This is a genomic window from Neorhizobium sp. CSC1952, from assembly GCF_030378245.1.
Classification (GTDB): Bacteria; Pseudomonadota; Alphaproteobacteria; order Rhizobiales; family Rhizobiaceae; genus Neorhizobium; species Neorhizobium oryzae_A.
Map to the genome: position 1 here is coordinate 3408754 of NZ_CP128416.1, position 26095 is coordinate 3434848.

A 26095-nucleotide genomic window follows, 5' to 3' on the forward strand; every position below is an offset into this window, starting at 1 on the left:
CGAAATGGACGCCACAACTACTGTTTCGTTGCACGAAACCCCGGCCAGGGTGAGCGTCGTTCGCCATCGCGGCTTGATCACCGGCCTCGCGGTCCTCGTCGTTCTCGTATTTATCGTCATGAGCGTCAGCGCGAATGCTCTCAGCTACTACGACGTTGCGCAAATCATCACGAGCGGCACCACGATCAGCTTACTGGCGATGGGGCAGACCCTTGTCGTCCTGACCGGAGGCTTCGACCTGTCAGCCGCCGCTACGGTGTCGCTGGTCAATGTGAGCCTTGCTTCACTGCCGGTCGGGGCCGTCACGTCTCCAGTCGTTCTGGGCATGATCGGGATCGGAATCGGCATCGCCGTCGGAATCGTGAACGGTTTCTTCGTGGCTTACCTGAGATTGCAGCCGATCGTGGTGACCCTCGCGACGATGTTTATCCTGCAGGGCATAACGCTCCTGATCATGCCGACGCCGGGGGGCATTATCGACGGGTCGCTCGGCAACTGGTTCTTCTCCGACCTCATTCCCGGCCTGCTGCCCATGTCCGGGGCGGTCATCCTTGTCTGCCTCGCGTTTTGGTACTGGCTCCGGCGCACGCCTTTCGGCCTTGCGGTCTATGCCGTGGGTGGGGATGCGGAAAGCGCGTATTCGTCCGGATTGAAGTCGTCGCGGATCATTTTTGCGACCTATGTCCTGGCCGGCGCTTTCTATGGTCTGGCAGGGGTCTGCATCAGCGCACAGACGGGGGCGGGAGATCCTCTGGTCGGAAATCCCATGCTGCTCCAGATGTTTGCCGCAGTGGTCGTGGGAGGGACGCTCCTGGGCGGGGGGCGAGGCGGGCTGACCGGAAGCGTCGTTGGGGCCTTCGTCCTCGTGTTGACGGTCAACATCCTGCTGATCCTGAATGTCTCCGCCTACTACTCGACGATCGCCGAAAGCTCGATTCTGTTGCTGGCCGTCCTGCTGGGTGCAATTCATCGCAGGTCGGTAGCGGCTCAGAACCTCTTTCGTCTCACATCGCGTATCCGGGCCTGGCGCGAGGGTAGTCTCGTCTCGCAGCTCACGATACCCCGCAAGGCGCTTGCGCTGCCGATGTTCGAGGGAAAGACGATGGCTGCCGTCCGCGTCTCGTTCTCCGAATGGTTCTCGCGGAACCGGGCAGCCATCATGCTCGCGCTTCCAGCCTACTTGTCCGTCGTTGCCGTCGTGATCGTGACGGAGCTGGTCCTCGGCCGCACGCTGATGAACGGCAATTACTACAACACGGTACTGGTGCTGTCGTCGTTCCTCGCCGTTCTTGCGCTCGGCCAGGGGTGCGTGATCCTGACAGGCGGTCTCGACCTGTCGCTGCCTTGGGTGATCGCGCTCTCCGGCATCCTCGTGAGCAGTCTGTCGGCTGGGTCAAACGAGGCGCTTCTCCTCGCCGTGCCTGTCGCGCTTGCGGCGGGGTGCGCCGTCGGGCTCCTGAATGGAGCCGGAATAGTGTTCCTGGGCTTGTCGCCCTTCGTAATGACCCTTGCGATGAACGGTATTCTGCAAGGCGCAGCGCTGCTCTATTCGAACGGAACGCCGGATGGCTTTGCGGCACCGGCTCTGCGCCATTTCATGAGCGCCAGGGTATTGGGCGTGACGCCGGTTGTGCTCTTCATCGCGATATTTGTCGTCTTCGCAATCCTGCTGACCACGAGGACTGCGTTCGGCCGCAGGATCTATGCGATCGGCAACAGCGAGAGGGCGGCGATCCTTTCCGGCATCAACGTCAAGTCGACGATCCTGTGGGTCTACGTTCTGTCGGGTTTCTGCGGCGCGCTTGTGGGCATCCTGCTGAGCGGCCTTGCCGGGCAGGCGAGCTTGGGCATGGGCGACGAATACCTGCTGCCATCCATCGCAGCGGTTGTCATAGGCGGAACCCTGATCACCGGCGGGCGTGGGGCTTATGTGGGCATGTTGGGCGGTGTCCTGTTGCTGACGACCCTCCAGACGCTTCTGGCGGGCACGACGCTTCCGACCTCGACCCGTTCCATCGTTTATGGGCTGGTGATCCTCGGGGCCGTGGTCGCCCTGCGCGAGCGCCGCAGATGAGCACGGGGAAAAGCCGCCGCTGCTGCCACTCAAGGCTGGAAATCGAGGGTAAAAACCAATGACGAAAACGAAAGTAGCGATCATGGGATCCGGAAATATCGGTACCGATCTGATGATCAAGGTGCTGCGCTCCAGAGGCGATCTGGAAATGGCCGCGCTGGTCGGGGTCGATCCGAAATCCGACGGTCTGGCGCGCGCTGGGCGCCTTGATGTGGCAACCACCGCCGAGGGTCTCGATGGGCTGCGCCGCATGCGCGACTATGCCGACATCGGCGTCGTTTTCGACGCGACCTCTGCCGGCGCCCACAAGAAGCACTCGGAAAAGCTGGCCGCTGACGGCAAGATCGCGATCGATCTTACACCGGCGGCGGTTGGGCCGTTCGTGATCCCGTCGGTCAATATCGACGAGCACATTTCCTCTCAAAATGTGAACATGGTGACATGCGGGGGGCAGGCGACGGTTCCGATCGTGGCCGCTCTCAGCCGCGTTGCCCCGGTCCCCTATGCGGAGATCGTGGCGTCCATATCGTCACGCTCGGCCGGTCCCGGCACACGCGCCAACATCGATGAATTTACCGAAACGACGTCGCATGCCATCGAGGTCGTCGGGGGCGCACGGCGGGGAAAGGCAATCATCATCCTCAACCCGGCCGAACCGCCGCTGATGATGCGCGACACCGTCTTTGCGCTGATGGAGGCGGGCCGGGAGGAAAAGGTGCGCGCATCCGTCAAGAGCATGGTCGAGGAGGTGCAGAAATACGTCCCTGGCTATCGTCTCAAACAGGATGTGCAGTTCGACGACGTTGGCGGGCAGACCGCAGTAAAACTTGGCGCTGCAGGTGACGCGGCGATGATCAAGGTGACGGTGTTCCTCGAGGTCGAGGGCGCGGCTCACTATCTGCCGGCCTACGCCGGCAATCTCGACATCATGACCTCGGCAGCGTTGCGCACCGCCGAGCACATTGTCCAGGCACGGAAGGAACTCGCAATATGACCGGCAAGCTATTTGTTCAGGACGTGACCCTGCGCGACGGAATGCATGCGGTCCTCCATCAATATGGCCTGGGGGCCGTGAGGGACATCGCGAGAGCCTTGGACCAGGCTGGAGTCGATGCGTTGGAAGTGTCTCATGGTGATGGCCTGTCCGGATCGAGTTTCAGCTACGGTTTCGGACTGCACACCGACAAAGAATGGATTTCCGAGGTCGCCGGCGTCGTGAAGAATGCGCGTTTGACGACCCTTCTGATTCCCGGCATCGGCACTATCGAGGATCTCAAGCGCGCGCAGGCCTGCGGTGTGCAGTCAGTCCGTGTCGCGACGATGTGTACCGAGGCAGACGTGTCCGCGCAGCACATCGAGACGGCCCGCAACCTGGGGCTGGACGTTTCCGGTTTCCTGATGATGGCGCATATGACCGACCCGGAATCGCTGGCCAAGCAGGCCCGGCTCATGGAAAGCTATGGTGCGCATTGCGTCTACGTTACCGACTCCGCGGGTGCGCTGACGATGGAAACGACGCGCGTCAGGGTCCGTGCTTTGCGCCAGGCCCTGTCTCCCGAAACCGAGGTCGGCATTCACGCACACCACAACCTGTCGCTCGGAGTCGCGAATTCGGTCGTCGCGATCGAGGAAGGAGCCGTCCGCGTAGACGCTTCTTTGGCAGGCATGGGCGCTGGAGCGGGCAATGCTCCGCTTGAAGTGTTCATCGCCGTGGCGGATCGTCTTGGCCTCGACCATGGTTGCGACCTTTATAAGCTGATGGACGCCGCGGACGATCTGGTGCGTCCTTTGCAGGACCGGCCGGTCAGGGTGGACCGGGAAACCCTGACCATTGGTTACGCCGGGGTTTACTCCTCATTCCTGCGCCACGCCGAGAAAGCGTCGAAAATCTACAACGTGGACTCCAGGACGATCCTGGCGGAGCTGGGCCGCCGCAAGATGGTTGGCGGGCAGGAAGACATGATCGTCGACGTCGCGCTCGACCTCGCAAGATCATGAAGCGAGGGCTTTCACTGGAATCGCTATCTCGCTCTGAGCTTTTGTTTTTGAAGCATGATCTTGTCAGAAAAGTCTGCAACTTTTCCGGATCATGCTCCAGGAGTTGATGTTGACGCAGTTCTCCGCGAACCTGGGCTTCCTCTGGCCGGAGCTTGAACTTCCCAGGGCCATCCGCCGCGCCGCCGAGGCTGGGTTTCAGGCCGTCGAATGCCACTGGCCATATGAGACACCGGCCTTGGACGTGAAGGCTGCCCTCGACGAAACAGGACTGCGCATGCTGTGCCTGAATACGCGAAAGGGCGGTGTCGGGGAAAGCGGTCTTTCGGCCTTGCCGGGACGCGAGGCGGACGCCCGGGCTGCGATCGACGAGGCGATCGACTATGCCGTGACCACCAGAACGGAAGCGATCCACCTTATGGCCGGATTTGGCCATGGGCCGGAGGCGGATGAGGTCTTTTTGACCAATATCCGATACGCGCTCGCCAATGCGCCCGACGACATGATGCTCTTGCTCGAACCGCTCAATCCGCACGATTGGCCGAACTATTACCTGAACAGTTCCGAGCAGGCCGTTCGTATTCTGGACAGTCTCGCATCCCCGAATGCCAGGCTGATGTTCGATTGCTATCACGTCGGCCGCAGTGGCGGCGGCGTAATAGAAGAGCTGCATGCCCTGCTCCCCTGGATCGGACATATCCAGTTTGCATCGGTGCCTGACCGCGGGCCGCCCGGGCGAGGTTCAATCGACTACACGCAGGTTTTTGCCGTCCTTGAAGAACTCGCCTGGGCCAAGCCACTCGGTGCGGAATACAGGCCCGACGGTTCGACCGAGGAATCGCTGGGATGGCTACGCCGCTTTCGATAGCAGACAAGTCTTTGACGACGACGGAAGCAAAGCGAAAAGCTCGCGTCGCCTGCTCAAGCGCCGGTTTCTGTCAACGCACGCCGGCCATACGACCCGGCGATGACCGACACGATGATCAGCTGCAGTAGTCGATCTTGATTTTCATCTTGCAGGCCGTGATGGGGTGTGCGGTTCAACTCGCAATGATGTTCCAGCCACGCCCATGATCGCCGTAGCCGGTACAGCCGTCTTTTTCCACGGCGACGGTGTCTTCCAGCTTGATCAGGCCGCGCGGGTGACGCAGCGTCGTCTCTATCGAGAGGACCATGCCCGACTGGAGGGGCTGATCGGCATCGTCCGCCGGATAGGTCACAGGTCCCTTGTCGGTCAGACGTGGGGCTTCGTGTCCAATCACACCCATGCCATGCGCAGTAAAGTCGATCCGGTCCCGCAAGGGATGCGCCTCGATCATCGGCAGAACGCGGTCGTAGATGGCCTTGCCGATGTTTCCATCGCGAACGGGTTCCCGGGCGCGAAGCTGGATGTCGTCGACGAATGACAGCATTTCCTTCAGCTCTGCGTCCGGTTCGCCAACGACTCCCATGCGGCACAGGTCACCGAAATACCCGTCACGGCTGCCGCCGCTGTCCAGCGAAAGAACATCGCCCGGTTTGAGAACATAGTCGTTTGAGGCACGGTTCATCGAGGTACCGGACGCAATGAGGCACCAGTCGTAGCGTAGGCCCCTGCACGTTTCCTCGTAGCGCAGCCGGTCGCTGACCGCCTTTTTGGACATTCCGGCTTTGGAGGTGGCAAAAGTCGCGAGCATCGCGTCCACGACATCCTCCGAAACCTTGCGGATCAACGCCAGCTGGGCTGGTTCCTTGACTGCACGCAAGCGCTCGAGTGGCCAGAGCGCCTCCGCAAATTGCGCGCTGGGCAGATTGTCGCGAAGGAAATCCATGGCGTCGGCGGGAATGAACCCCATCTCAACGCCAATCCGGCCGTGGTCCAAGCCCAGACGCCTGATGTGCTGTACAGCCGCCGCCATGGTGTCCAAGCTTCCCCAGAACCGGGTCTCGATGGTCGGGCACCAGATGCGCCCGTTCTCAACATCGGAATTCTCCTGAGCGTTGCCGAGATATACTGCGTCTTGCGGGCGGCCGCGGGGATAGATCAGAACCGGGAGGTACCGGCTGATACCGATCGCGTCGAAATTGCGGAAGAATTCAAACAGGTGCCCGCCAAGCAGATATTGCACATTGTGCTTTGAGGTTATGCAGACGGCATCCAGGCCGCTCTTTTCAAGATGGGCATCGAGTTGATCAGGCGAAAAGCCTATTGTGGTCTCGTGGGACAATCTGCTCTCTTTTATCTGTAAATGCGCACTCACGGAGAGGGAGACCGAAGTCAGTCTTGGAGCATTGGGTTTTCGATAGGCAGTCCGAGGAGTGCGCGGCCGTAGGTTGAAGCGTTGACGTCCCAGTTCTGGGTGATGTGGCGGTTGGTGACGGTGAGGTCCGAGATGCAGCGTGCGACCGGGTTGCGCTCGTAGATCACGCCGCCGCCGCCGGCCTCGAGCACGGTGGCGCCTGCTGCTGCGGCCAGCTTGTTGGCATAGGCGGCCAGGGCGCGGAACCGGGTGCGGTCCTCCTCGGTCGTGGGCGTGCCGCTTGTCGCCAGCCGCTCGGCCTCGTCCAGCACCGAGTAGATCAACTGGCGCGCAGCAAGGACGGCCGACTGTGCCTCGGCGACCTTGACCTGCTGTGTCGTGTAGCTCGCGATGCTGGTGCCGCCCGCCATCGTCGCGGCGCGCTTGCGCGCATTGGCGATGTAGTGGTCGACCGCCGCCTCGGCGATGCCGAGCGCCGCACTGCCGATGAAGCAGCCGAAGATCGAATAGGGCGGGACCTTGTAGCAGGCGCCCTCGTAGCGGGCGGCGGCCGGGCTGGTGGCGCCGCCCTTGAGGGCCGCGTCGGTGACGGTGCGGTGCTCCGGCACGAAGACGTCGTTCACCTTGACGTCCTGGCTGGAGGAGGCCTTCAGCCCGATCGTGTACCAGGTGTCGAGAACCTCGATCTCGTCCTTCGGGACGACGAAATGCAGCTCCTCCGCCTTGCCGTCGGCACCGGTGCAGTCGCCGGTGAAGATGACCCAGTCCGCGACCTCGACGCCGCTGACGAAGGGCCAGCGTCCGGACAGCCGGTAGCCGCCCTCAACCTTCGTCGCCTTGCCGATCCCGGGAATGAGGATGCCGCTGACCAGGACGTCGGGCGTCCTGCCCCAGACATCCTCCTGCGCCTCGGCCGGCCAGTTGGCCAGCATCAGGTTGTGCAGCGCGTTCTGGACGGTGATCCAGGCGGTCGAGCCGCAGCCATGGGCCAGCTCGCGCAGCATGTCGGATCCGGCGCGCAGCCGGCCTTCCGCACCGCCGTAGCGCCGGGGCATCCACAGGCGGGAGAAGCCGCTTGCCTTCATGAACGCCCTGACGTCCTCCGGAGGGCGGCGCAGCGCGTTGGCCTCGTCGGCCCGTTCACGCAGGAACGGGACGGCCTGCCGGGCCTTCTCCACCAGGCCCGAAGCACTGATCGCGCCGTTCAGATCATCAGTCATATCGTCCATCAGACCTCCTTGAGGACATCCATAAATGCGCCGCCAAAGAGGCACATGCCCGATCACCGCGCCGTCAAAGCAGCACGGTAAAGCCCGCCCGGTCGCTGCCCACGAAATTTTGCGACCTTGGCATTCAATCTTCCCGACAGAGTACGCGCCCCGGGAAGTTTCCGGCAATAAGCTGACTAAGCCAATTCCATCATTGGTATACGCTTTTGAGCGTGGCCCGGATCGCGTTCGCGCTATGTGACGCGCGGGATCAGCTTGCTGCGCGCTTGCGACGCGATCTCAATCAAGAGCCCAAGATTGAGGCGTTCTCCACACGTGTCCTGCCGGCGTCCGCCTTCGATCAGCTGGAACGTCAAATCAGCGTAGAGGACCAAACCAAGTCTTTCATTGGTCCAAGCCTCCGCTTGATTTGGCGAAGTACGGAGGTCACCATGAGTTCAGCACGCTAAGGAGACACACACCTGGCCTTTGCTGCGAATATTTATCTACACACCAGCAGAAATTTTTTGATCACGGGATGCAGGCATGAAGATCAGCATTGGCCAGATCGCAGTCACGCCTGACAAGGCTACCAATCTCGAATCGATTTGCTCGGCAGTTGAGGCCGCTTCGAAGTCAGGAGCCTCGCTGATCGTGTTCCCGGAATTTGCCATGCTCTTCGACATGGCGAACCTTGGGGCAGGGCTGCTGGCGGCCGAGGCTATCCCGGGCGAATTCACGCGAGCCATAGACAACCTCGCCAGGAAGTTCGGAATTGCCATCGCGGTCGGCATGCATGAAGCGGTGGGCGACAGATTAAGGGCGTACAATACGGTCTACGTTACGTCTAGCGCCGGGAATGAGATAGCGAAGTACCACAAGGTTCACCTGATGGAAGCTTTCGGATTGAGGGAATCCGATAACATCATTCCTTCTCCGGACCCGGACGCGGTGGTCTTTCGATACGGGGAATTGTGCTTCGGAATCATCACCTGTTACGACGTGCGCTTTCCCGAGAGCGCGCGTGCGCTTGTGGACGTCGGCGTCGACGTAATTCTTCTGCCGTCCTTTTGGGCGACCGGCCCCCAAAAGCTCGACCACTGGACGACACTGATAAGAGCCAGAGCCATCGAGAACACGGCATATGTCGTAGCTTCCAATTCCTCGGCTCCTGGTTCCTTCGGAACGAGCATGATCGTCGATCCGTCAGGCGAAGTGCTGGCCAGCCTTGGGGAAGCGCCTGAAACGCGAACCGTCGACATCTTCAAAGGCAGAGTCGATGAGGTTCGCCAACAAAACCCAAGTCTCGCGAACCGGCGTTTCCGAGTCATGCGCATTCAGTCGACGTCAAAGTAAATGAAAACCCGATCATTCAACCGGAAGAGCTCCATGACAGCTACGCTGACCAGATCACTCGCCATCGCACTGACAGGCTATGCGATGTTCAGCCTGCCTCTCGCCACCGGGGTGCAGGCCCAATCGTCGCCGACCGATGCCCAGACGGCGATGGCGGCCGTCGATTACGATTGCGCCCGGCCGAATGCCGGCACGATGGCCAAGATCAGCGTTGCAGCGCTGCCGATCGTCAGCAATGCCGCAATGTTTGCGGCAGACGACCTCGGCATTTTCGCCAAGCATGGCCTATCGGTCGACTTCACCATGTTGGGCAGCCTGCCGCCGACAATCTCTGCGGTGCAGGGCGGCGCGGTCAATTTCGCTTTCACCGGCACATTCAATGTCTTCCAGGCCGCCGAGCGCGGCATCGACCTCGTCTTCGTCGCGCCCTTTGCCGGGATGGCGCCCGGATATTGGAAGAAAATGCAGGCCGGCGAACCGGGCTACACTCGGGAGATTACAGCGATACTCGTCGGCGGAGAGAGCGGCATCGACAATCCCGGCGATCTCGAGGGCAAGATACTGGCCCTTCCGGACTCCAAGGGCCAGTTCGATCTGACGGCGCGAGCCGTCATTCGCAAGCACGGCGGCGACCCGGACAAGGTCAAGTATGTCGTCATGAACTACACGGACTCCATCAACGCACTGATGGCGGGCCAAGTCGACGCGGCCCTTTCGATCGATCCGCAGATTCAGAAGGCCGAAGCTGCGGGGTACAAGATCATCTCGTGGCCCGGCGTGGAGGCCCTGGAGGAGGGGCCGACCAGCGCGATCGTCGCGACCAGCGCATTCATCGCCAAGAACCCCGACACCGTGGCGCGCATGAATTGCGTCATACGCGAAGCCGCGGCGCTGGCGCAGTCCGATCCAGATCTTCTGCGCAGGACGACCGCCGAGCGGCAAAAGGTCGATCCATCGACGCTGGCGAGATCGGTGGTGCCGTACTTCTACTCGTCGATCGACATCGCGGGACTTCAGCGTTTCTACAAGATCCAGACCGAGGCGGGTTTCGTCACCGGAAAGCTGGACATCAATACGCTGGTCATCCCGCAAGCGCTCTTGCAGCAATAGTCATGGCGCGCATTGCCTCAACCATCACCGGCAAGCTCGCCGGTGGTGTTGCCGGATTTGCTATCTGGCTCGCGATCTGGCAGCTTTTGACCACAGTGGGGCCGTTGGCGGGCGTGTCGGGCATTCCCACCATGTCCGACGCGGTGGGCGAGGGCTTGCGGGTCGTTCGTGATCCGGATTTCTGGGTCGCCATCGGACAGACCCTCGGCATGGCCCTGATGGGACTTGGCCTGGCCATACTTCTTGGCGTGACCGTGGGACTGGCCACGGCCGTCTGGGAGCCGGTCCGAGCCGCACTGGACCCGACGATCCAGTTCCTGCGGCCGCTGCCGCCGATCGTCATCCTGCCTCTGCTCCTGATGGTGCTCGGGCCGACCTGGAACTTCGGTATAGCGCTGGCGGCTTTCGGGGCGATCTGGCCTATCGTTCTGCAGGTGCAGATCGGTATCCGCGACGTCGATCCGGTCATGCTGGAAACAGCTCGGGCGATGAATCTGCCATGGCATAAGGTGCAGACGTCGATTGTGCTTCCGAGCGCCGCGCCTTTCATCATCACCGGCATCCGGATCGGCGCGACCTTCGCGCTCCTGCTGGCCATCGGGGCCGGCCTGCTCGGCGGAGCGCCGGGGCTGGGGCGCCGGATCTTAATTGCGCAGGAAGCGCTGCAGTCGGATCTCGCCTTCGGCCTCATCCTCTGGAGCGGCGTCATCGGTACGTTGTTCGCCCAAGCGCTGAACTGGCTCGAACAGGCTATTCTGCGTGGCCGCCGCCCACTTGAGGAGCATGCATGATGATCCCGTCGCGCAACTTTCTTGGCGCTTTGGTTCCGATCGCGCTGATCATTGTCTATGCGATCTGGACCACGCTCAGCCCCAATCCGTTCTTCCCGGGACCTCTGACAATCCTCCAGAAGTTCCGGGAGCTCTGGCTTTTCGACCGGGTCTTTTCGGACGTGCTGCCGAGCCTGCGGAACCTGCTGCTTGGCTACGCGATGGCCTGCGTTCTCGGATTCGCTGCCGGGCTGGCGCTCGGGCGGCTACCGTTGTTGCGGGTGCTTTTTTCCCCTCTGCTCGACTTCGCGCGTTCGATCCCGATCATCATGCTGATCCCGCCTTTCGTGCTGGCGCTCGGGATCGGCGACACGTCCAAACTGGCGATCATCACACTCGGTACGTTCTTTCCGATCGCGCTTGCCACGATCGACGGTCTCAAACGGACAGACCCAGCTTTGCTCGACGTCAGCCGCAGCCTGAGGCTCCCGTGGTGGAAGGAGTTGACGGTCGTTTGGCTCCCGTCCGCCGCTCCGTCGATCGTTGGCGGCGCCCAGACTGGGTTGCAGGTCGCCTTCATACTGATGGTGGCGAGCGAGATGCTCGCAGCCTACAGGGGGCTCGGTTTCATAACGATGCAGGCGCAGCTGACCTTCGATTCCGAAGGCGTATGGGCCGGTATCATCCTGCTCGCGATCCTCGGATTTCTTCTGAACGCAGTTTCCAACGCAGTCCGCGACCGGTTGCTGCATTGGCATATCCAGTCCCGGGCAATGGCTCGATCCCGATAAGGCAAAGGATGCAAACCTTGAATGCTGTCGCCCAAGTGGCTAATAACTCAACCAAATCCCGATTGGCCATCCGTGGGCTCTCCAAGACTTACGGTCCAATCGGCGCAGGGCATGAAGTCCTGAAGGATATTTCTTTCGAGGTGCATGAGGGTGAATTCGTGTGTCTCGTCGGACCTTCGGGTGCCGGCAAGACCACGCTACTCCGATGCCTGACCGGACTCATGCCGGCGACATCCGGCGAGATACTGCTCGACGGGAATGTCCTGACCGGTCCGAATTCCAAGATCTCCGTCGTTTTCCAGGAATACACGCGCTCCCTGATGCCCTGGATGACGGCAGAAAAGAACGTTGCGCTAGCGCTTTACAATCTAAAACTTTCGTCAGCGGAGGAAACAAGGCGCTGCCGCGCGGCGCTGGCGAGCGTCGGACTGGCAGGGTCCGAGGCCCGCTACCCTTGGCAGTTGTCGGGCGGCATGCAACAGCGCGTTGCCATTGCGCGCGCCCTGGTGACCGAGCCGGAGGTGCTCATCATGGACGAGCCGTTCGCCTCGATCGATGCGCAAACGAAGATGGAGCTGGAAGATTTGACTCTATCTTTGCAGCGATCGCGGGCCATGACGGTCGTCCTCGTAACTCACGACATCGACGAATCCGTCTATTTGTCTGACCGTGTCGTCGTCCTGTCCAAGAATCCTGCGTCAGTGCAGGAGATCGTTTCGGTCGATCTTGGAGCCCAGCGGGACCAGTTGACGACACGCGAAAGTCACCGGTTCGGTGAGCTGCGCTCCCATATTCTAGGCCTTATCAGGAAATCCCAACTGCAGCCGCAGCCAGGCGAGGGCTGAGATTTTTCGGTCGCGTCCGAAATCCCACTAAAATGGCGCACCGCGCCGGGTGATGATGAGAACTATGTCTACGCCATAGCCCTCTAAATCTAGGCACGAGCGAATGGCTCCTATGGGGTGGTTTGCGGATGGTCGGCTTTGAGATTGATTGCCGGTGGAAGCTGCCAAAAGCGTCATCTCAACGGACGATCGCGCGGTCGCAATTTTGATTGACGGGGTGGCTCCAAATCCTCTACACGCTCGCGCAAGGTTCCGGCACCTGCCGCCTGCGGCACAAGCCACGGTGAAGTCCGGCTAGACAAGACACCCTCACCCTCGAAGCATTTCGCGCGGTGGGCAATGCAGGCCCCCATTCCACTTTGAAATGCCTCACAAGAGGAGTGAGCGATGTCTACGCGGCACGCTGACCAACACGCTAATCCCTTTCTGGCCGCCCCTATCGGTAGGCTGTTTCTGTCGAACGCCCTTCCCATGGCCGTAGTCATGTCGATGGGCGGCGTTCTTAATGTCGTCGACGGGATTTTCGTCGGCCACTTTATCGGGGTCGACGCGCTCGCTGCGGTAAGCCTGGCCTTTCCGATCGCAATGATGCTTTCGGCGCTGACCACCCTTGCTGGCGGCGGGATGTCGAGCCTGATGGGCCGGTATCTGGGTGCCGGGGATCGCCTTGCCGCCGGGCAGATCTTTGCCGAGGCGCACGGACTGGTGCTGGCAATTTCGGTCGGCCTCGTCGCGCTATGGACGGTGGCCGGCACCGCGCTGGTTCAAACCATAGCCCTGGGCAATCCAGAGGTCGCCGGATTGGCGCAGGATTATCTGAGGATCATGATCCTAGGCGCGCCCGCACAGTTGATGCTTGGCGTTCACGCCGATGCTCTGCGCAACGAAGGTCGTGCCGGATTGATTGCCGCCCTGTCCGTGCTCGTCAACCTGTTTAATATCGGTGCAAACTGGCTGGGGATCGTCGTGCTCGAACTGGGGATTTCCGGATCCGCCCTCGGCACGGTTGCGGCCCAAGCCCTCGGGTTGGTGCTGGTGGTCTACGTGAGAGCACGTAGCAAGACGCTTCTGCCACTCTCGGTTCTGGGCTCGCAAAGCTGGTTTGGAGGGTGGTCACGGATCCTGCGGCTGGGCATGCCGCTATGCTTGAGCTTCATCGGCATCGCGGTGGTCGCCAGTATCTTGATCCTTTCCCTGCAGTTTTCTGCCGGCACGGAATATGACGCGCTGGTTGCAGCGTACGGTGTCGTAACCCGGCTATTGGGCTTCGCCTTTCTGCCGCAGATGGCGATCGCGCTGGCCACGCAAAGCATTGCCGGAAACAATGCCGGTGCGGGAAGGAGTGACCGGGCGCGCGCCGTGTTGCGACTGGCGATGGGGGCCGCTTTACTCTGGTGCCTGGCGGTGGTGTTGATCGGCATTTTTGCGGGCACTACTCTTGGCAGTTGGTTCAGCAACGACCCCGCCGTGATCGCTTCTGTTGCGGAGATCCTGCGGCCCATGATGCTGCTTTACGCGTCATCCGGTCCAATCCTCGTCCTGGCGCTATTTTTCCAGGCTCTCGGGCAACCCCTTCGGACGGCCGCACTGACTTTGGTGAAGCCCTGGCTTCTGACGCCGCTGCTTATATTGGCTCTTTCTTCCGGCTTCGGCGTGTCGGGCATCTGGCTGGCCTTTCCGATTGCGGACGCGATCATTCTGATGATCGCCGTGGTCATAGGGCGCAACGTTCTTCACCCCACTGGAAGCCCAGCTGTTGATGCGGAGAAAGGGGTATGACGATTGACGACGCAAAAGCGCAGGCCAAAGCCCTGCGCGCGGCGCTTCAGGCGCAAGGAACTGCGATCAGCCATGCGCAGTCGTTGGAGATGATAGCCAAACAGCACGGCGCAAGGGACTGGAACACGCTCCACGCCCGGTTGGCACGGCGCAATGCGCCTCCAGACCTGGCCCTGAGCGACCGGGTGCGCGGCCGCTATCTCGGTCAGCCTTTTACCGGGCAGATCATCGGCATTTCTGGTCCGGCGCACTATCGCCAGATTTCGATCCGCTTCGATACGCCGGTTGATGTGGTCAGGTTCGAGAGTTTCACGAACCTGCGCCGTCAGATCAACAGCACGATCAACGAACACGGCCGATCACATCGGCGAACCTCGGACGGAGAACCGCAACTAATCGTGGAACCAGAGAGCGGATGACCCCCCTGGTATCGAACGCAGCCGAAAGTTTACCCTGCATTCCCGAGACATCGCCAGACATCAACCGTCGACTACTAAGGCATTCAGCGACTACCCGCCCATTCGAGTGTCGGCTTTCATATGTATTGTTAAGCCCTTTGAATGACCACAATGGGGTCGGGAGTTGCCGTTTGCTGGCATTCGAGTTTTATCGGGCTGTAGCGTGGAGTCGGCGGTTTCGCATGCCGGTTGATGGGTGTGCGGTGATCAGCGGCAATATCGCGCTGTAGAGGGCAATCGGCGGTATTTGGCGCGCCGCGCCGGGTGAAGATGATAACTACTTTTACGCTATAGCCCTCCTTTAAGTCGGATCGAATCCCGCACACTCCACTACGGAACGGCTCGTGGCGGGTAGTGCCCGACGGCGGTTTTCAGCGGCATTTAGATGGCTAATGGCGGCAATTTCGGACACTTCACGGGGTATTTCGTTTCTCCCGCTGGTGGCCCCCTATGCATCCGCTCCTTGAATCTGCTCGCCTCGGTCATGCGCGGAGTGGGATCTCATACATGTCAGGATCATGTGCGGCACGCCCGGCGCTTCGCGGCGTTCCTGAATCAACCTCCCGATACCGCAACGCCTGAGCAGGCAAACCAAGGGCAAACCCGCGATCCTAAATTAGGGCGCTAGGTCTCGGCGGCGTCCAACTCGCCATCCGACGGGGCGACTTCAATCGCCGGGCCTTGGAACTCAGGAATGTTAGATTTCATGGGAGCCATCCATGACGGCACTTTTCCTGTGGCCTCGTCGGCTTCGAATTGCTTGGCGACTTCGGCAAGCGGATGACGGAAGAAGTGCTGGTTGAGAGCATCGGCAAGCGCCTTTTCTTTGCCCGCCCTCGCCAGCGCCAGAACGGCATCGCCGTTCTTCCAGTCGATCTTCGCCTTTACGCGGCGGACCCGTTCCTCTTCCAGCTTCGCCAGCGCATCAGGTGCGATGCTGCCACTCGTCCAGATCTCGAAGCGCTGCTCTGCCTCGCGCAAATACCCGTGCTGAGCGTAATGAGCGCGGAATGTGGGAATCTTTGCGAGCCATTCCTCCACCTCTGCCAGACTCAACACACCGCCCGGCTCCTTACCTTTGCATTCAATGGCCGTGACGACTGCGTTCTGGTTGGTGATCGTCTGAACGTCGATATCCGCTGTCTTCCCGGTGCTCGGGTCTTTGGCGATGACGCCCATATCCATCGTCATGGCTGTGCGCCTTGCAAGATAGCCCGTCACCATCTCGAACAGGATGCCCCGAAGGTTCTTGTTGCGCCCTTCGATATCGAACAGGTTGTTCAACAGCATGGTGAGGCGTTCGGGGCTCGATGACGCATATTTCGCGGCATTCTTGAGCACTTCGCAGAGCGAGGCGATTGCCTCCCCGACACGCTTCCCGAACAGGTCTTTGGGGGTTGCCAGCATAACGCCCGCCGCATGTCCTGCGGTGATTGCTTCGCCCGTGAAGCCTTCCGCAACGATGATCGACAGAATGCCGATATCCTTGAAGCTGGCTTTGAGAACGCGAGCTTTGCGGATGAAAAACTGAATCTCATGGATGGTCAAAATGCCTTCGGCGAAAACGTCCGCCACAACGAAGCCCGGTTTGTTTGCCGATCCCTGCAACGGTAGGAGATAGCTCGGCCCGGCAAGATCGAATGCGAAAGGCCCGATCGGCTTCAAATCTTCGTCGCCGCGGATGCGGATAGCGTTGTAGCTCGCGAGACCAATTTTTCGGCACCATTCGCGTAGGCCATCCAGCAAGACACGTTCCGTAATGTCCCGCGCCCGCATGGCAGCGGGTGTGCCCATGGCCAAGCTCGGAGCCGTGTGGAAACAGCGTCCATATTCCGGGTCGTGGAATTCCTTGAGGAAGTCGGACTTTATGAGACGGTTGGCGACCGTATCAGCCGGGACTTGCCCGGTCTTAGGCCTGACCGTCGCACCGCTTACAACCGCGAATTGCTCGGCAGGAATTATGCCGCCTCGAGCGATCACCCCGTCGATAGCCGCCGCCGTAATCGAATTGGTTTCGCGGAGATCGCGCAGGAAATTTTGCCAGAACCGTTCCCCGTTACGGTCCTTCTCCAGATAAAGGAACGCCTCCCGCTTAGGCAGCAGCGGAACAGGAAAGCTGCGGATCGGCGGCTTGGCTCGCGATACGCGCTGACGCGCTGCCTCTGCGGATAAACCAGATGCGACAAGTGCCTCAACGATCCGTGAGGAACGTGAGGGACCATGCTCGGAAAGATACTGCGCAACGCTGATCATAGGGCATGTCACACTACTTAATTTATTAATTCAACTATCTTGTGCCCCTCATTTTTCAAGGCGCGTCGTGGTCTGTTATAAATCAATGGCTTACACGGCACTTTTTGACGCCGATTCTTTGGTCTCTGTCACAGTGGTTTTTGGATCCCTGTTTCTGGCCTGCTTTCGCACCCGAAAAATAGGTTCTGGGCATTGCCTCTGCACTGATTTGCATGTCGGCAGTCGCCCGCACACTCGCAGCCGCTTAGTGAGGGTCGAAAGCCGCCGCACTGCTGGCCCGGACACGCAAGTATCGAACAATAGCGTGGAAACGGCGGTCCGCTATATCGCATGGTGGTGTGCCGCGGGGAAATCGGCGGCGGGCCATACAAGATTGCGATGAGAACTATGTCTCCTCTATAGCCTTCTCTGCCCTCCAAAATAGGAATGAGGGGAAGCTGACATTGGATGTGCGTTCCAATCGACCTACCTGGCATGATACGCGTTAAGCCCATCCTCCAAGCTCAGCAGCGACCTTTACGAAATAACTCGGAATGTGGGCGAGCACCGCGCGTACAATCTCCTCTTGCTGGCAGGCTGCGCGGACGCCGCCGCGGTCGACGACATTTCCCCAGACAAGACCGAGAAGGCTCGCGACATGCCTATCCGCGAACCCGGCCTCGTGAAACGCAATCGCCGCGCGATCAGTCAGGCCGTATTTAATCTGCTTTTGCAGCAGGCTGACACCCGTGTGCAGTGCGTCGTCCAAGTCCTCGGTCAGGTCCGCTATCGATGCAACGATCATCGCAACATCGTAGCCGAAGCCGCTCTCGCACAGCGCAACAGCATCTTCGACGGTGACATGGTCACGCCCGACCCGAACTCTTGCCTCAGCCAATATGTCGAAGATCACGGCATAGGATCTGCCCGCCACCCACTCCTCAAGAGACCGTGAAACTAAATTCTGATCGCTAATCGCCTGGATCGCGCGGGACGTGGTGAAACGGAGTGCCAACGGAGAGATTTCGGCGAACAGCCGGTTCTCTTGCACTGCGGTCTGCAGGGTTTCCAGGTTCTCAGTCAGCCAAGTTTTGAGTTCGGCAACCGCCGCCGGTGGCAGGGGCGAGCGTCGAATAAGCGCGCGCTGGTCGCCATCGGTGTTGGCCGCGATCGACTCCCCAATCGACCGAAACACTTCGACAAGACGAACCCGCGTCTCCTCGTCAGCGAGGTGATGAGCCAACGTATTAGCCGCAAGTTCACCGGTTCGCGCTGCGGCGTCCTCCCCTTCGGCAAAGGTCATGTTGGCAACGAGGAAGGCGGCGATATTCTGGACAGCGCGGGCGCGGCCTTCGATGAACCGGCGGAATTCCCGTTCGCTGATATTAGGTTGCGCCGCGAGCGCTGCGGCAACGACCTCATCGATCCGGGCGGCATCGGCGAAGGCGAGATCGAGCCATTCGGGCGGAATCTCTTGGACGATCGGCGGCTGGCGCTGCTGATACGCATCGAACAAGGCAAGGATCGAGCTGCGAGAGGGTTCAGAGTTTCGAGCGTCGAGGAGTTCGGTTGCGCGGTTCCACGTCCACCGGCCGCGAAATTGCTGCCGTTGATCATAGATGGACGGGGTCGAAAAGATGACACTGCCCTCGGTGTGCATCCCTGCGCGACCGGCACGACCCATCAGATTGTGGAAGTCGCGCACCAAGATTTGTTCGCCGCCTTGGCGCGTCGATGTGATGATCAGATATTTGAGCGGAAAATTGACTCCTTGCGCCAGGGTCGAGGTGCAAATGACGAATTTCGCCATACCTTCTTTCATGGCGTGTTCGATCGCGAGGCGAATGCCGTGCGGCGTGTCGGCGTGATGGGCGAATATTCCAAGCGCTGCCGCGCGGGTCGCTGACACGCCGGCTCCGAGCTCGACTTCGCAAAGCGCTCGGATCTTCTCCACCTCGGGGGCGTCCGAGGTTTCAATCGGCCATTCGAGGGCGACGCCGCGATCGACGATCTCGACGGCGCGCGAGCAGATCTTCGTCACGCTGTCTTTTCGGCCGCAGAAGATCGCAACGCTGCCGTTGCGCACGACGTGCAGGCCGAGGAACAGACCGACGTCACCGCCGGTTTTCTCAGGAAATCTGCGCTGGGCAGTTTCCTTGCCGCGGAGAGGCAGAGCGATGTCGCTGATAATGCGAGGCACGAAATATTCTCGCTCGGCCGGATCCTCCGGTTTTACATATTCGAGTCGCCCGCGTTGGTCCTGCCAACTCGCAAAGGCGATGCTTTTAGTCGTCGGTAGCAGACCCTCGGCGCCGACAACCGCATCGGCATCGCCGATCAGCCATGCAGCGACATCTGGCGCGTTGCCGATCACGGCAGAGATGAGAATGATCTGGGTTTCAGCGGGGAGCGACATGCGCAGCGAAGTGAGGAGGAGTTCGTAGGTCGGTCCCCGGGTCATTCCGTCGAATTGATGTCCTTCGTCATAGATCACCAATCCGATCCTCTGGGCGAGGTCCGGAGCCCGGCGCAGCATATAGAGGAGCTTTTCGGGCGTCACGATGAGCACCGAGTCTTCGGCGAACAGCGCATCGAGTGCGAGGTCGAATTGATAGGCGTCTGATGCTTCGTCCAGACGCACATTCTCACCGGCAAAGGCCGTTGCCAGGTCGCCCCGGATGTCGTGGCAGAGCGAACGATAGGGTGCGACGATCACTGCAAGGTGCGCTCGACCGGATAGAAAGGCCGATCGAATAATGATTTCGGTGGCGCGAGTCTTGCCGGCACTGGTCGGCATCTGAATGACTACGGAACGTCCAGCGAACACGCCAGCATCCGCGATCCGCTGCTGAGCAGGCCAGAGTTCGATCGGAAAATGCGACTTCGCGAGCGCTAGGCGCCACGCGTCCGGCGCCAAGCCTGATGCTGTTGGCAGGATCGTCCGGGCAGAATTTCTGAGCTTGAGCGCACACAAGGCGCCAGCAATGTCGGCGTAGAGCAATTCGCGCGGTGAGCCGGATCGGTGGAAATACTCGCGGATTCTGCGGCACGCTTCGGCAATGCCATCCGCCTCGGCCTCGAAGTTGAAATAGCCGGCTAGCGCCTGGAGAAGCTCAGTCGTCGCCGCTTGATGAGCATGGGCCGCCTCGGTCGGAGCGAAGCTGTTCTTGAGGATGCTGTATACGAGATGACCAAGCCCGCCCGCGAGGTCGAGGCCCGGCTCCGTCATGTGCCGAATGATTACCGTCGCGCTGCCGACATTCCCGGCGATGTAATATGCCGCTGCGCACAGGAGGGAAAACTCGTTGTCTAAGTCGGCATCGAGCTGCGCGTTCAAATACGCATCGAAGAAAACTGAGGAAAAGCGTAGCACATCTTGCGGGTCCTCATCCAACTCGTCCCAGCCGGGCGGTTGAGGAAGCGCGTCCGGTGCGACTCCTGCACCTTCGAGCGTATCTGCGACGGCGGCCGCAACATCTCCCAAGATGCCGATCGCCAATGAGAAGAGTAGCGAGGGGTCGCGTGGCAACGCATTGAAGTCCGCTGGCGCGACGCGGAACTCGTGCATCTTTGCCCGTGCTCGCGCGGTGGATAGGATGGTGAGCGCGGTCTCCTCAGGCCTCATCGGCTGCCCTCTCGTAAAGCGTATGCACGAGCTTCATCAGTGACGGTCCCCGGATAACCAGAAGGCGCAAATTCTCTTGGTTAAAATGCACCGCACCGTTGGTCGCCGCCATATCGGTCTCGGCGAAGACGGCCTCGTCGAGAATGGCGGCCGCTCCGTTGATGCGGCGAAAGGGTCGGTCGGCCTCGTTTTGAAAGCGCTCGACCTTCCGGGCATCGCCCATTTCGCCCCGATCGAAGAAACGGCGCTTAATGGCATTGAGGCTCATGCCCTCGCGAAGTCTATCCTTTACGCTGTCATCGATCGCATCCTGGAGCCGGTTCGCGCCGGACGCAGACATGCCAGATTTGGACTCGAAGATAAAAAGCTCGTCGGCCGGACTGGGGTTGTCCTCGTTCGCGAACTTGAACCCGATAACATCGCAACCCTTTGTCGAGTCATTTCGGTTCCAGCGATCCTGGTAGCGCAGTTCGCGTGGGCACCAATATCCTAGGAAATATTCGATGAAGTCGGCGACGACGATCTCGCCAAAGTCTCCCGACCGGAGGCTCGGTCCGGGTGCCACCTTCGCATCGGGGAAGAGAATGGTCCTTAGATAATCGGGATGGCCGAGTCCCGTTCCGCCAGCCATGAACGGTAAATCGGCATCGGCGATGTAGTGGTTGCGGAAATGCCGGGCCCAGTTTGAGAGGATTTCAGCGTCATCCTGCGGATTTAGTTCCCATATCTCGATTTCACGGCCACACGCCGTTGCCTGACGCTCTCCAGTATCGACCAGCCATTTCAGATAGCTCGGTGCCGTCACAGTATGCCTCCCCCAAGGCCGATAAATAATATGGCGTAGATTCGAAGCCATCTTTGCAATGCAGAATGCGCACGTCTCTTACACGGTATAATTGAATTCAGATTTCAGAATTAGTTCTTAGCAATACCGTCGCTTCGGTTCATTTTCAATTTTCAGAAACCTTCTCACATGAACAACCGATAAGGATAAACACTCCGAGGTAGGTCGGGGACATTCGCTATCGTGCGGGCCAGTTTCTGCGAATAGCGAATGCTAACCGGCACTGGGTCGTAGAGCGCGTCGTTATTCCAATCCATCTTCGTGAGGGCCAACGCTTCATGGGCTGTGAGTTCAAGTGGCCCGCTACCGGCATGACGGATCAGTTGCAGCGGCCGGGGGATGCTCTTCTTGCCCTGATAGTAATCGCCTTTGGTTGAGACCTCGGGAGCATTGCCCGCCACCCATACAAAGGCAGAATTGCCCGTGCGGATCACCATCGTCCCGCGCGGTACTGGAAACCTCGACGGTTTTGACGGCGGCTTGTCTACTCCCGACTTGATAAGCCAGACGCCGCGCCAGCACGACGCCGAGCTGACCTCGACGCACTCTATTTCCGCTACGCCGGTAAGCGCATCGAACGCGCCCTCGATTTCAGCTTCCTTAAACGCGGTCGTTTTGTGAATGACCATGCGTTTTGGTAGGTTACCGCCATTGCGCCCCTGATAGAGTTCCAGGCTACGGGCGAGGACCGCGCGCATGTCGTCGCGACTTAGAAAGGGGTTCCGGCGGGCTTCGGCCACGTCGGCCACCGGGTCTTGCGCCTCGAACGCGACGAACTGCATGCCGCCGCCGTCCATGTCGAAGACTTGGGAGCAGCACGTCACATAATGCGCATCTTGTTGGTCACCACGCAGGGCATAAGCCAACCCGATGTAGGCGGTGTCCGCCGGCACACCCTTCAGCGGCGCGAGCTTCCATGGTGTGCCCGCAGCCTTCACATACAGTGCGGTTGAAAGACGCCACGCGAGCGAGGCCTTAAAGCTGAAGGTGAAGACGCGATCATTCAGAACCTGGGTCGGAATATTATACTTGGCGCCCAGAGCCTTCAGCACGTCGTGTGCGTCAAAGAATTGTCCGCGTGTCGCCGTGTCCCAGTTGTCGGGAAAGTGGACCAGCACAACGTCGAACTCGTTGCGAACAGCGTCGAGGCGGCGGAGCGCGGCATCCATTGCAAGATATAGGCGATGCTGCGCGTTGCCGTCACCTGGCAACTGGTCGAGGTGTTCAGGCCACTTGATGTGCGCGCTCGCGGGCGCGGGATCGAGCGACACGCGGAACAAGTGCTCAAAACCAGGATATTCCGGCACATATTCTGATCGGTCGGAAGGCCGATGCACGCCGCGCAACAGCTTCATCAGATCGCCACGACGATGGAAAGCGCCCTCCGGGCCAACAGTCGCGATTCGAACGCGGGGAGTGTATCCGCTAAACGATCCTTTCGAATACGGCCCGAAGTTCAGGAGGCCGCGCAGTGGATGGACATCTACCTGGGTGGCGTCGGATGGCGAAAACGACAGGTAAGGCTCATCCAAGAGCGTGAATGGCGGCAGCTCGGTGAGGGCTGTTGCCATCATTTGCTCCTATCGAAGTAGGTGTGGTGATGCGACGGTCGGCTAAACCCTGTGACGGGTGACACCTTGAACACGGCATCTATGCCAGTGCCATCTTCGAGGCCGAACGCGCTTCGAGTCGTGCCGCCGGTCTCGGTCAAAAGCTGGGCCCAGGCCCCAATAATGCTGGCCCAATTCGTATTATAGCGCGGAGCCCATCGTTCGCGGCGCCAGTCACCGGCAGGATCACCTCGTCGCTCGGCTTGCATGCCCACTTCAGCCGCAGCTTCTTGCGCGACCAGATCCTCCGCACCTTCTGTTTGTGGAGTGTCTTGTCGGGGCAACTGGACGAACGTGTAAGGCTCAAAGCCGCACCACCACTTTCCATCGACCTGTTCCAGCTTGAGGTGGACACCCTCCTGAAACGGGAAGCCAAGCTTGGGCACTGTGCCAAGCAGACTGGTGCCGTAGGCATCGCGCAGACGGGATAGGGTTTGTTCCTGACGCCGCGTTCGGTCAGGATCATCGCCGTCGCGCGGTGTTGCAACGACGAGCGAATGGCCCGAGCGCCTGTAGCGTGGGATGAGCGGGCGCTGTCGGGCGAGAGATCGCACGAGCGTGTCGTAGAGCAATCCCATCGCCCAGCTATCGGCGACTGGATCTAGGTTGATCGTTCCAGCGAGCGATGGGCCGAGCGGAGCCAAGGCATCCAGGATTTCTTGGTCCCGCCCGAACACCGCTAGCTCACGCCCCAAAGCGGCCGCCGTCGCCCGACATCCCTTCGCCTTGAAGATCTCGCGCACCTCTGCCGATGTTGTTGGTTGGCTCAACCTGATGCGCCTGGCCGAGGTCGGCATCGATTGCAGCAGAATTGCCGAATAGCGCAGCACCGGAAATGCGCGCGCTTTGGCATTTGGAATCTGAACGGGTACGAGACGCGGCGTAGGTCGCCCTTCCATCACCCGATCAAGAAGCGGCTTGGGTATATTGGCTACCTTGATGATATCGGCAGCCAGTTCGTCGAACGTCGCGCACTCAACGACGGCCACGTCCACACCAGCCGCTCCGGCGCGCTCTAGGAATTCGATCACTGCGGGCAGTAAGCGCGAAGCTGGCGAGGTGAGCCAGTACAGTCCATTCGGAAATGGCGACGGCGCATCGAGAACCGTGTTCAGCGCCTCCATGATCGAAGCGTCGCGTCCGCTATAGCCGACGAAGATCATTCCGAAGCGCTTGCCGGATTCCACCAGCACATGACGCATCCGGGCGTCCTGTTCCTCTAGTTCCGATCCCGTGTTTTTAATCGTGATCGACTGATAATCACCGTGGAGCTTAGCGACCAACGGCCAGTCCGATTCATTGAGGCACCGCATGGCACGGTCGGCGGAATCGATCGCCGCCACAGTCGGGCGGTTCTGGTCGTCTATTGGCAGAATCCCATTTGCCGAATGCGCCGACTCCTCGATGAGCGGATCGAAGTTCGTCGTGAAAACGCAATCGACCTTGCCGGCAGCCATCAGACTGCCAAGTACCTTGTGTCCAAAACAGGGACTGCCCTTTGAGATCGCATCATCGATATACTGTCGGCGATGCCGGGCCTCTGGATAGACCGCTTCAAAGGCCTTGGCATATTCCGTAGGGTCGCCGTCAGGCGGCAACAGTGACGTTTGCCGGAAAAAGGCATCGATCCTGTCGATCCAGATCGGATCAGCCGTATCGATCTCCCGCTTTGACAGGTTTGTCCCGCGACAAAAGATTTGCGCCTTGAAATCGCGGATCATGGCATAGCCGGTCGGAATGCCGGAGGCGGCCGATGCACCAGCACCGAGGAACCATGCCACGAGATTTGGCCTGAGATCGAAGGCGGTCGCGAATTGTGCGGCGGATATAGTTTTTATCGGCACGGACTCCCCCTTTTAAGCCGTCGTGGGGAGCGGGTCGGTTCCCTCGCTCAAGATGGCGAGATATCGCCGGTAACTGAACACGCGCCCCCGTTTTCGCCCGGTGATTTCTTCGACGATGCCGAACCGTTCCAGATCGGCGAGCGCCGCATTGACCGTAGGGGCTGAGAGACCTGTTTGCTGAACGAGTTGGTTGGCCGTCAGGAATGGGTTTTGCTGAAACAGATCGTGGATACGCAGCGCGGAGCCTGCCCGGTCACTCTCTGTCGTAATCCGCTCGCGGTCTTCCTTGAACAAATCGACAATCCGGGTAGCGGCCTCGAATGCCTGATTCGCCGTATCCGCAACACCGGCAAGGAAGAAATCGAGCCAGGCTTCCCATGCCCCGTGCTCGCGCACCTCCTGAAGCAGGCGGTAATAGTCGGCGCGATGCGTTTTAAGGTAGAGGCTCAGATAGAGCAGCGGCTTGCGCAGCACGCCGTTGACGCACAGGTACAGCGTCACCAACAAGCGACCGATTCTGCCGTTACCATCCAAGAACGGGTGGATGGTCTCGAATTGGACGTGCAGGAGACCGGCCTTGATGAGGGCGGGTAGACGCGAGGCGTCCTCGTGCATGAAGCGCTCCAGCGCATCGAGACAGACCTCCATCTCGGTCGGCGGCGGCGGCACGAATAGTGCGTTGCCTGCACGTGAACCACCGATCCAGTTCTGAGACCGCCGAAACTCGCCGGGATTTTTCGTGCCGCCGCGCCCGCTCTGTAGCAGCCGTTGGTGCATCTCGCGGATCAGACGGAGCGATAGCGGCAGGTCTTCCAGCCGCTCCAGCCCATACATCATCGCATCGACATAGTTCGAGACTTCGCGGATGTCGTCGATCGGCTGGCCGGCTTGCGCCTCAGTTTCGAAGCGGAGCAGGTCCGAAAGAGTCGATTGCGTGCCCTCGATCTGAGACGAGAGCACGGCTTCCTTCCTCACATACATATAGAGGAACAGTTCTTGACGCGGCAGCAGCATGGTGATGCCGTCCAGACGCCCCAAGGCCCGTTCGGCTAGGCTCAGCCTTTCCAGCAGGGCCAGCACGTCGATCGATGGTTCAGGCGGCAGTGGGGGCGGCACGAAGGCGCGCACGATTTCGCCCGCCACAGGGGTCTCGACGAAGCGGCCTAGCCGAAGGTTGGAAGCTGATTCGGACATGCCCAATTATGCAGGCGCAGCGTTATTTAAGCAATTGGCGCTTGGCTTAAATAGGAGTTGAGCTAAGATAAGCGCCCTTAAATAGCGGAGCGATACCATCGGCGGGTATGTGCGTCAGCC

Annotated in this window: 19 protein-coding genes; 11 read left to right on the plus strand and 8 right to left on the minus strand. The window is 60.2% G+C overall.

The features are described 5' to 3' along the window. The first annotated feature begins 4 nt into the window (after positions 1-4). From QTA58_RS16605 to QTA58_RS16620, 4 genes are all read left to right on the plus strand, one after another. Positions 5-2074, plus strand: coding sequence for an ABC transporter permease (locus QTA58_RS16605; RefSeq protein WP_289669663.1), 2070 nt, complete (start codon positions 5-7; stop codon positions 2072-2074). Between the two features lie 58 nt (positions 2075-2132). Continuing rightward, a complete protein-coding gene (locus tag QTA58_RS16610) occupies positions 2133-3068 on the plus strand; it encodes an acetaldehyde dehydrogenase (acetylating) (RefSeq protein WP_289669664.1) in 936 nt (311 codons plus the stop codon). Further along, positions 3065-4072: a 4-hydroxy-2-oxovalerate aldolase gene (gene dmpG, locus QTA58_RS16615; RefSeq protein ID WP_289669665.1), complete on the plus strand. Its 1008-nt coding sequence runs from the start codon at positions 3065-3067 to the stop codon at positions 4070-4072. Before QTA58_RS16610 ends, dmpG begins: the two co-directional genes overlap by 4 nt. 106 nt (positions 4073-4178) lie before the next feature. Beyond that, positions 4179-4937, plus strand: a complete 759-nt coding sequence (locus tag QTA58_RS16620) for a TIM barrel protein (protein ID WP_289669667.1) — start codon at positions 4179-4181, stop codon at positions 4935-4937. Positions 4938-5109: 172 nt separating this feature from the next. Here the strand turns inward: QTA58_RS16620 and QTA58_RS16625 are convergent, their stop codons facing one another. Further along, complete coding sequence (locus QTA58_RS16625) at positions 5110-6276, minus strand: Xaa-Pro peptidase family protein (protein WP_289669668.1); 1167 nt, start codon at positions 6274-6276, stop codon at positions 5110-5112. A 50-nt stretch (positions 6277-6326) separates the two neighbouring features. Beyond that, positions 6327-7538: an acyl-CoA dehydrogenase family protein gene (locus tag QTA58_RS16630; protein WP_289669669.1), complete on the minus strand. Its 1212-nt coding sequence runs from the start codon at positions 7536-7538 to the stop codon at positions 6327-6329. Between the two features lie 525 nt (positions 7539-8063). Between QTA58_RS16630 and QTA58_RS16635 the strand changes: the two genes are divergently transcribed. From QTA58_RS16635 to QTA58_RS16665, 7 genes are all read left to right on the plus strand, one after another. After that, complete coding sequence (locus QTA58_RS16635) at positions 8064-8873, plus strand: carbon-nitrogen hydrolase family protein (protein WP_289669670.1); 810 nt, start codon at positions 8064-8066, stop codon at positions 8871-8873. Positions 8874-8906: 33 nt separating this feature from the next. Further along, entirely contained in the window at positions 8907-9983 is a 1077-nt protein-coding gene (locus QTA58_RS16640) for an ABC transporter substrate-binding protein (RefSeq protein WP_289669671.1), read from the plus strand. Positions 9984-9985: 2 nt separating this feature from the next. Continuing rightward, entirely contained in the window at positions 9986-10774 is a 789-nt protein-coding gene (locus QTA58_RS16645; RefSeq protein ID WP_289669672.1) for an ABC transporter permease subunit, read from the plus strand. Beyond that, positions 10771-11544 (plus strand): ABC transporter permease, encoded by a 774-nt coding sequence (locus tag QTA58_RS16650; protein WP_289669673.1) that lies wholly within the window; start codon positions 10771-10773, stop codon positions 11542-11544. Before QTA58_RS16645 ends, QTA58_RS16650 begins: the two co-directional genes overlap by 4 nt. Before the next feature lie 8 nt (positions 11545-11552). Continuing rightward, entirely contained in the window at positions 11553-12389 is an 837-nt protein-coding gene (locus QTA58_RS16655) for an ABC transporter ATP-binding protein (RefSeq protein ID WP_289669674.1), read from the plus strand. A 471-nt stretch (positions 12390-12860) separates the two neighbouring features. Beyond that, positions 12861-14168 carry an MATE family efflux transporter gene (locus tag QTA58_RS16660; RefSeq protein WP_289669675.1) on the plus strand — a complete coding sequence of 436 codons (1308 nt, stop codon included), beginning with the start codon at positions 12861-12863 and terminating at the stop codon, positions 14166-14168. Then, complete coding sequence (locus QTA58_RS16665; RefSeq protein WP_289669676.1) at positions 14165-14587, plus strand: glyoxalase superfamily protein; 423 nt, start codon at positions 14165-14167, stop codon at positions 14585-14587. Before QTA58_RS16660 ends, QTA58_RS16665 begins: the two co-directional genes overlap by 4 nt. A 663-nt stretch (positions 14588-15250) precedes the next feature. Here the strand turns inward: QTA58_RS16665 and QTA58_RS16670 are convergent. From QTA58_RS16670 to QTA58_RS16695, 6 genes are all read right to left on the minus strand, one after another. Further along, positions 15251-16879, minus strand: coding sequence for a hypothetical protein (locus QTA58_RS16670; RefSeq protein WP_289669677.1), 1629 nt, complete (start codon positions 16877-16879; stop codon positions 15251-15253). A 484-nt stretch (positions 16880-17363) separates the two neighbouring features. Further along, positions 17364-20426: a DEAD/DEAH box helicase gene (locus QTA58_RS16675; RefSeq protein WP_289669678.1), complete on the minus strand. Its 3063-nt coding sequence runs from the start codon at positions 20424-20426 to the stop codon at positions 17364-17366. Between the two features lie 46 nt (positions 20427-20472). Then, positions 20473-21288 (minus strand): Hachiman antiphage defense system protein HamA, encoded by an 816-nt coding sequence (locus tag QTA58_RS16680; RefSeq protein WP_289669679.1) that lies wholly within the window; start codon positions 21286-21288, stop codon positions 20473-20475. A gap of 164 nt (positions 21289-21452) precedes the next feature. Next, entirely contained in the window at positions 21453-22898 is a 1446-nt protein-coding gene (locus QTA58_RS16685) for a nuclease PIN (protein WP_289669680.1), read from the minus strand. Continuing rightward, on the minus strand, positions 22898-24781 hold the full coding sequence (locus QTA58_RS16690) for an SIR2 family protein (RefSeq protein WP_289669681.1): 1884 nt from the start codon (positions 24779-24781) through the stop codon (positions 22898-22900). Before QTA58_RS16690 ends, QTA58_RS16685 begins: the two co-directional genes overlap by 1 nt. A gap of 12 nt (positions 24782-24793) precedes the next feature. Continuing rightward, positions 24794-25975 (minus strand): Fic family protein, encoded by a 1182-nt coding sequence (locus QTA58_RS16695; RefSeq protein ID WP_289669682.1) that lies wholly within the window; start codon positions 25973-25975, stop codon positions 24794-24796. Positions 25976-26095: the final 120 nt, after the last annotated feature.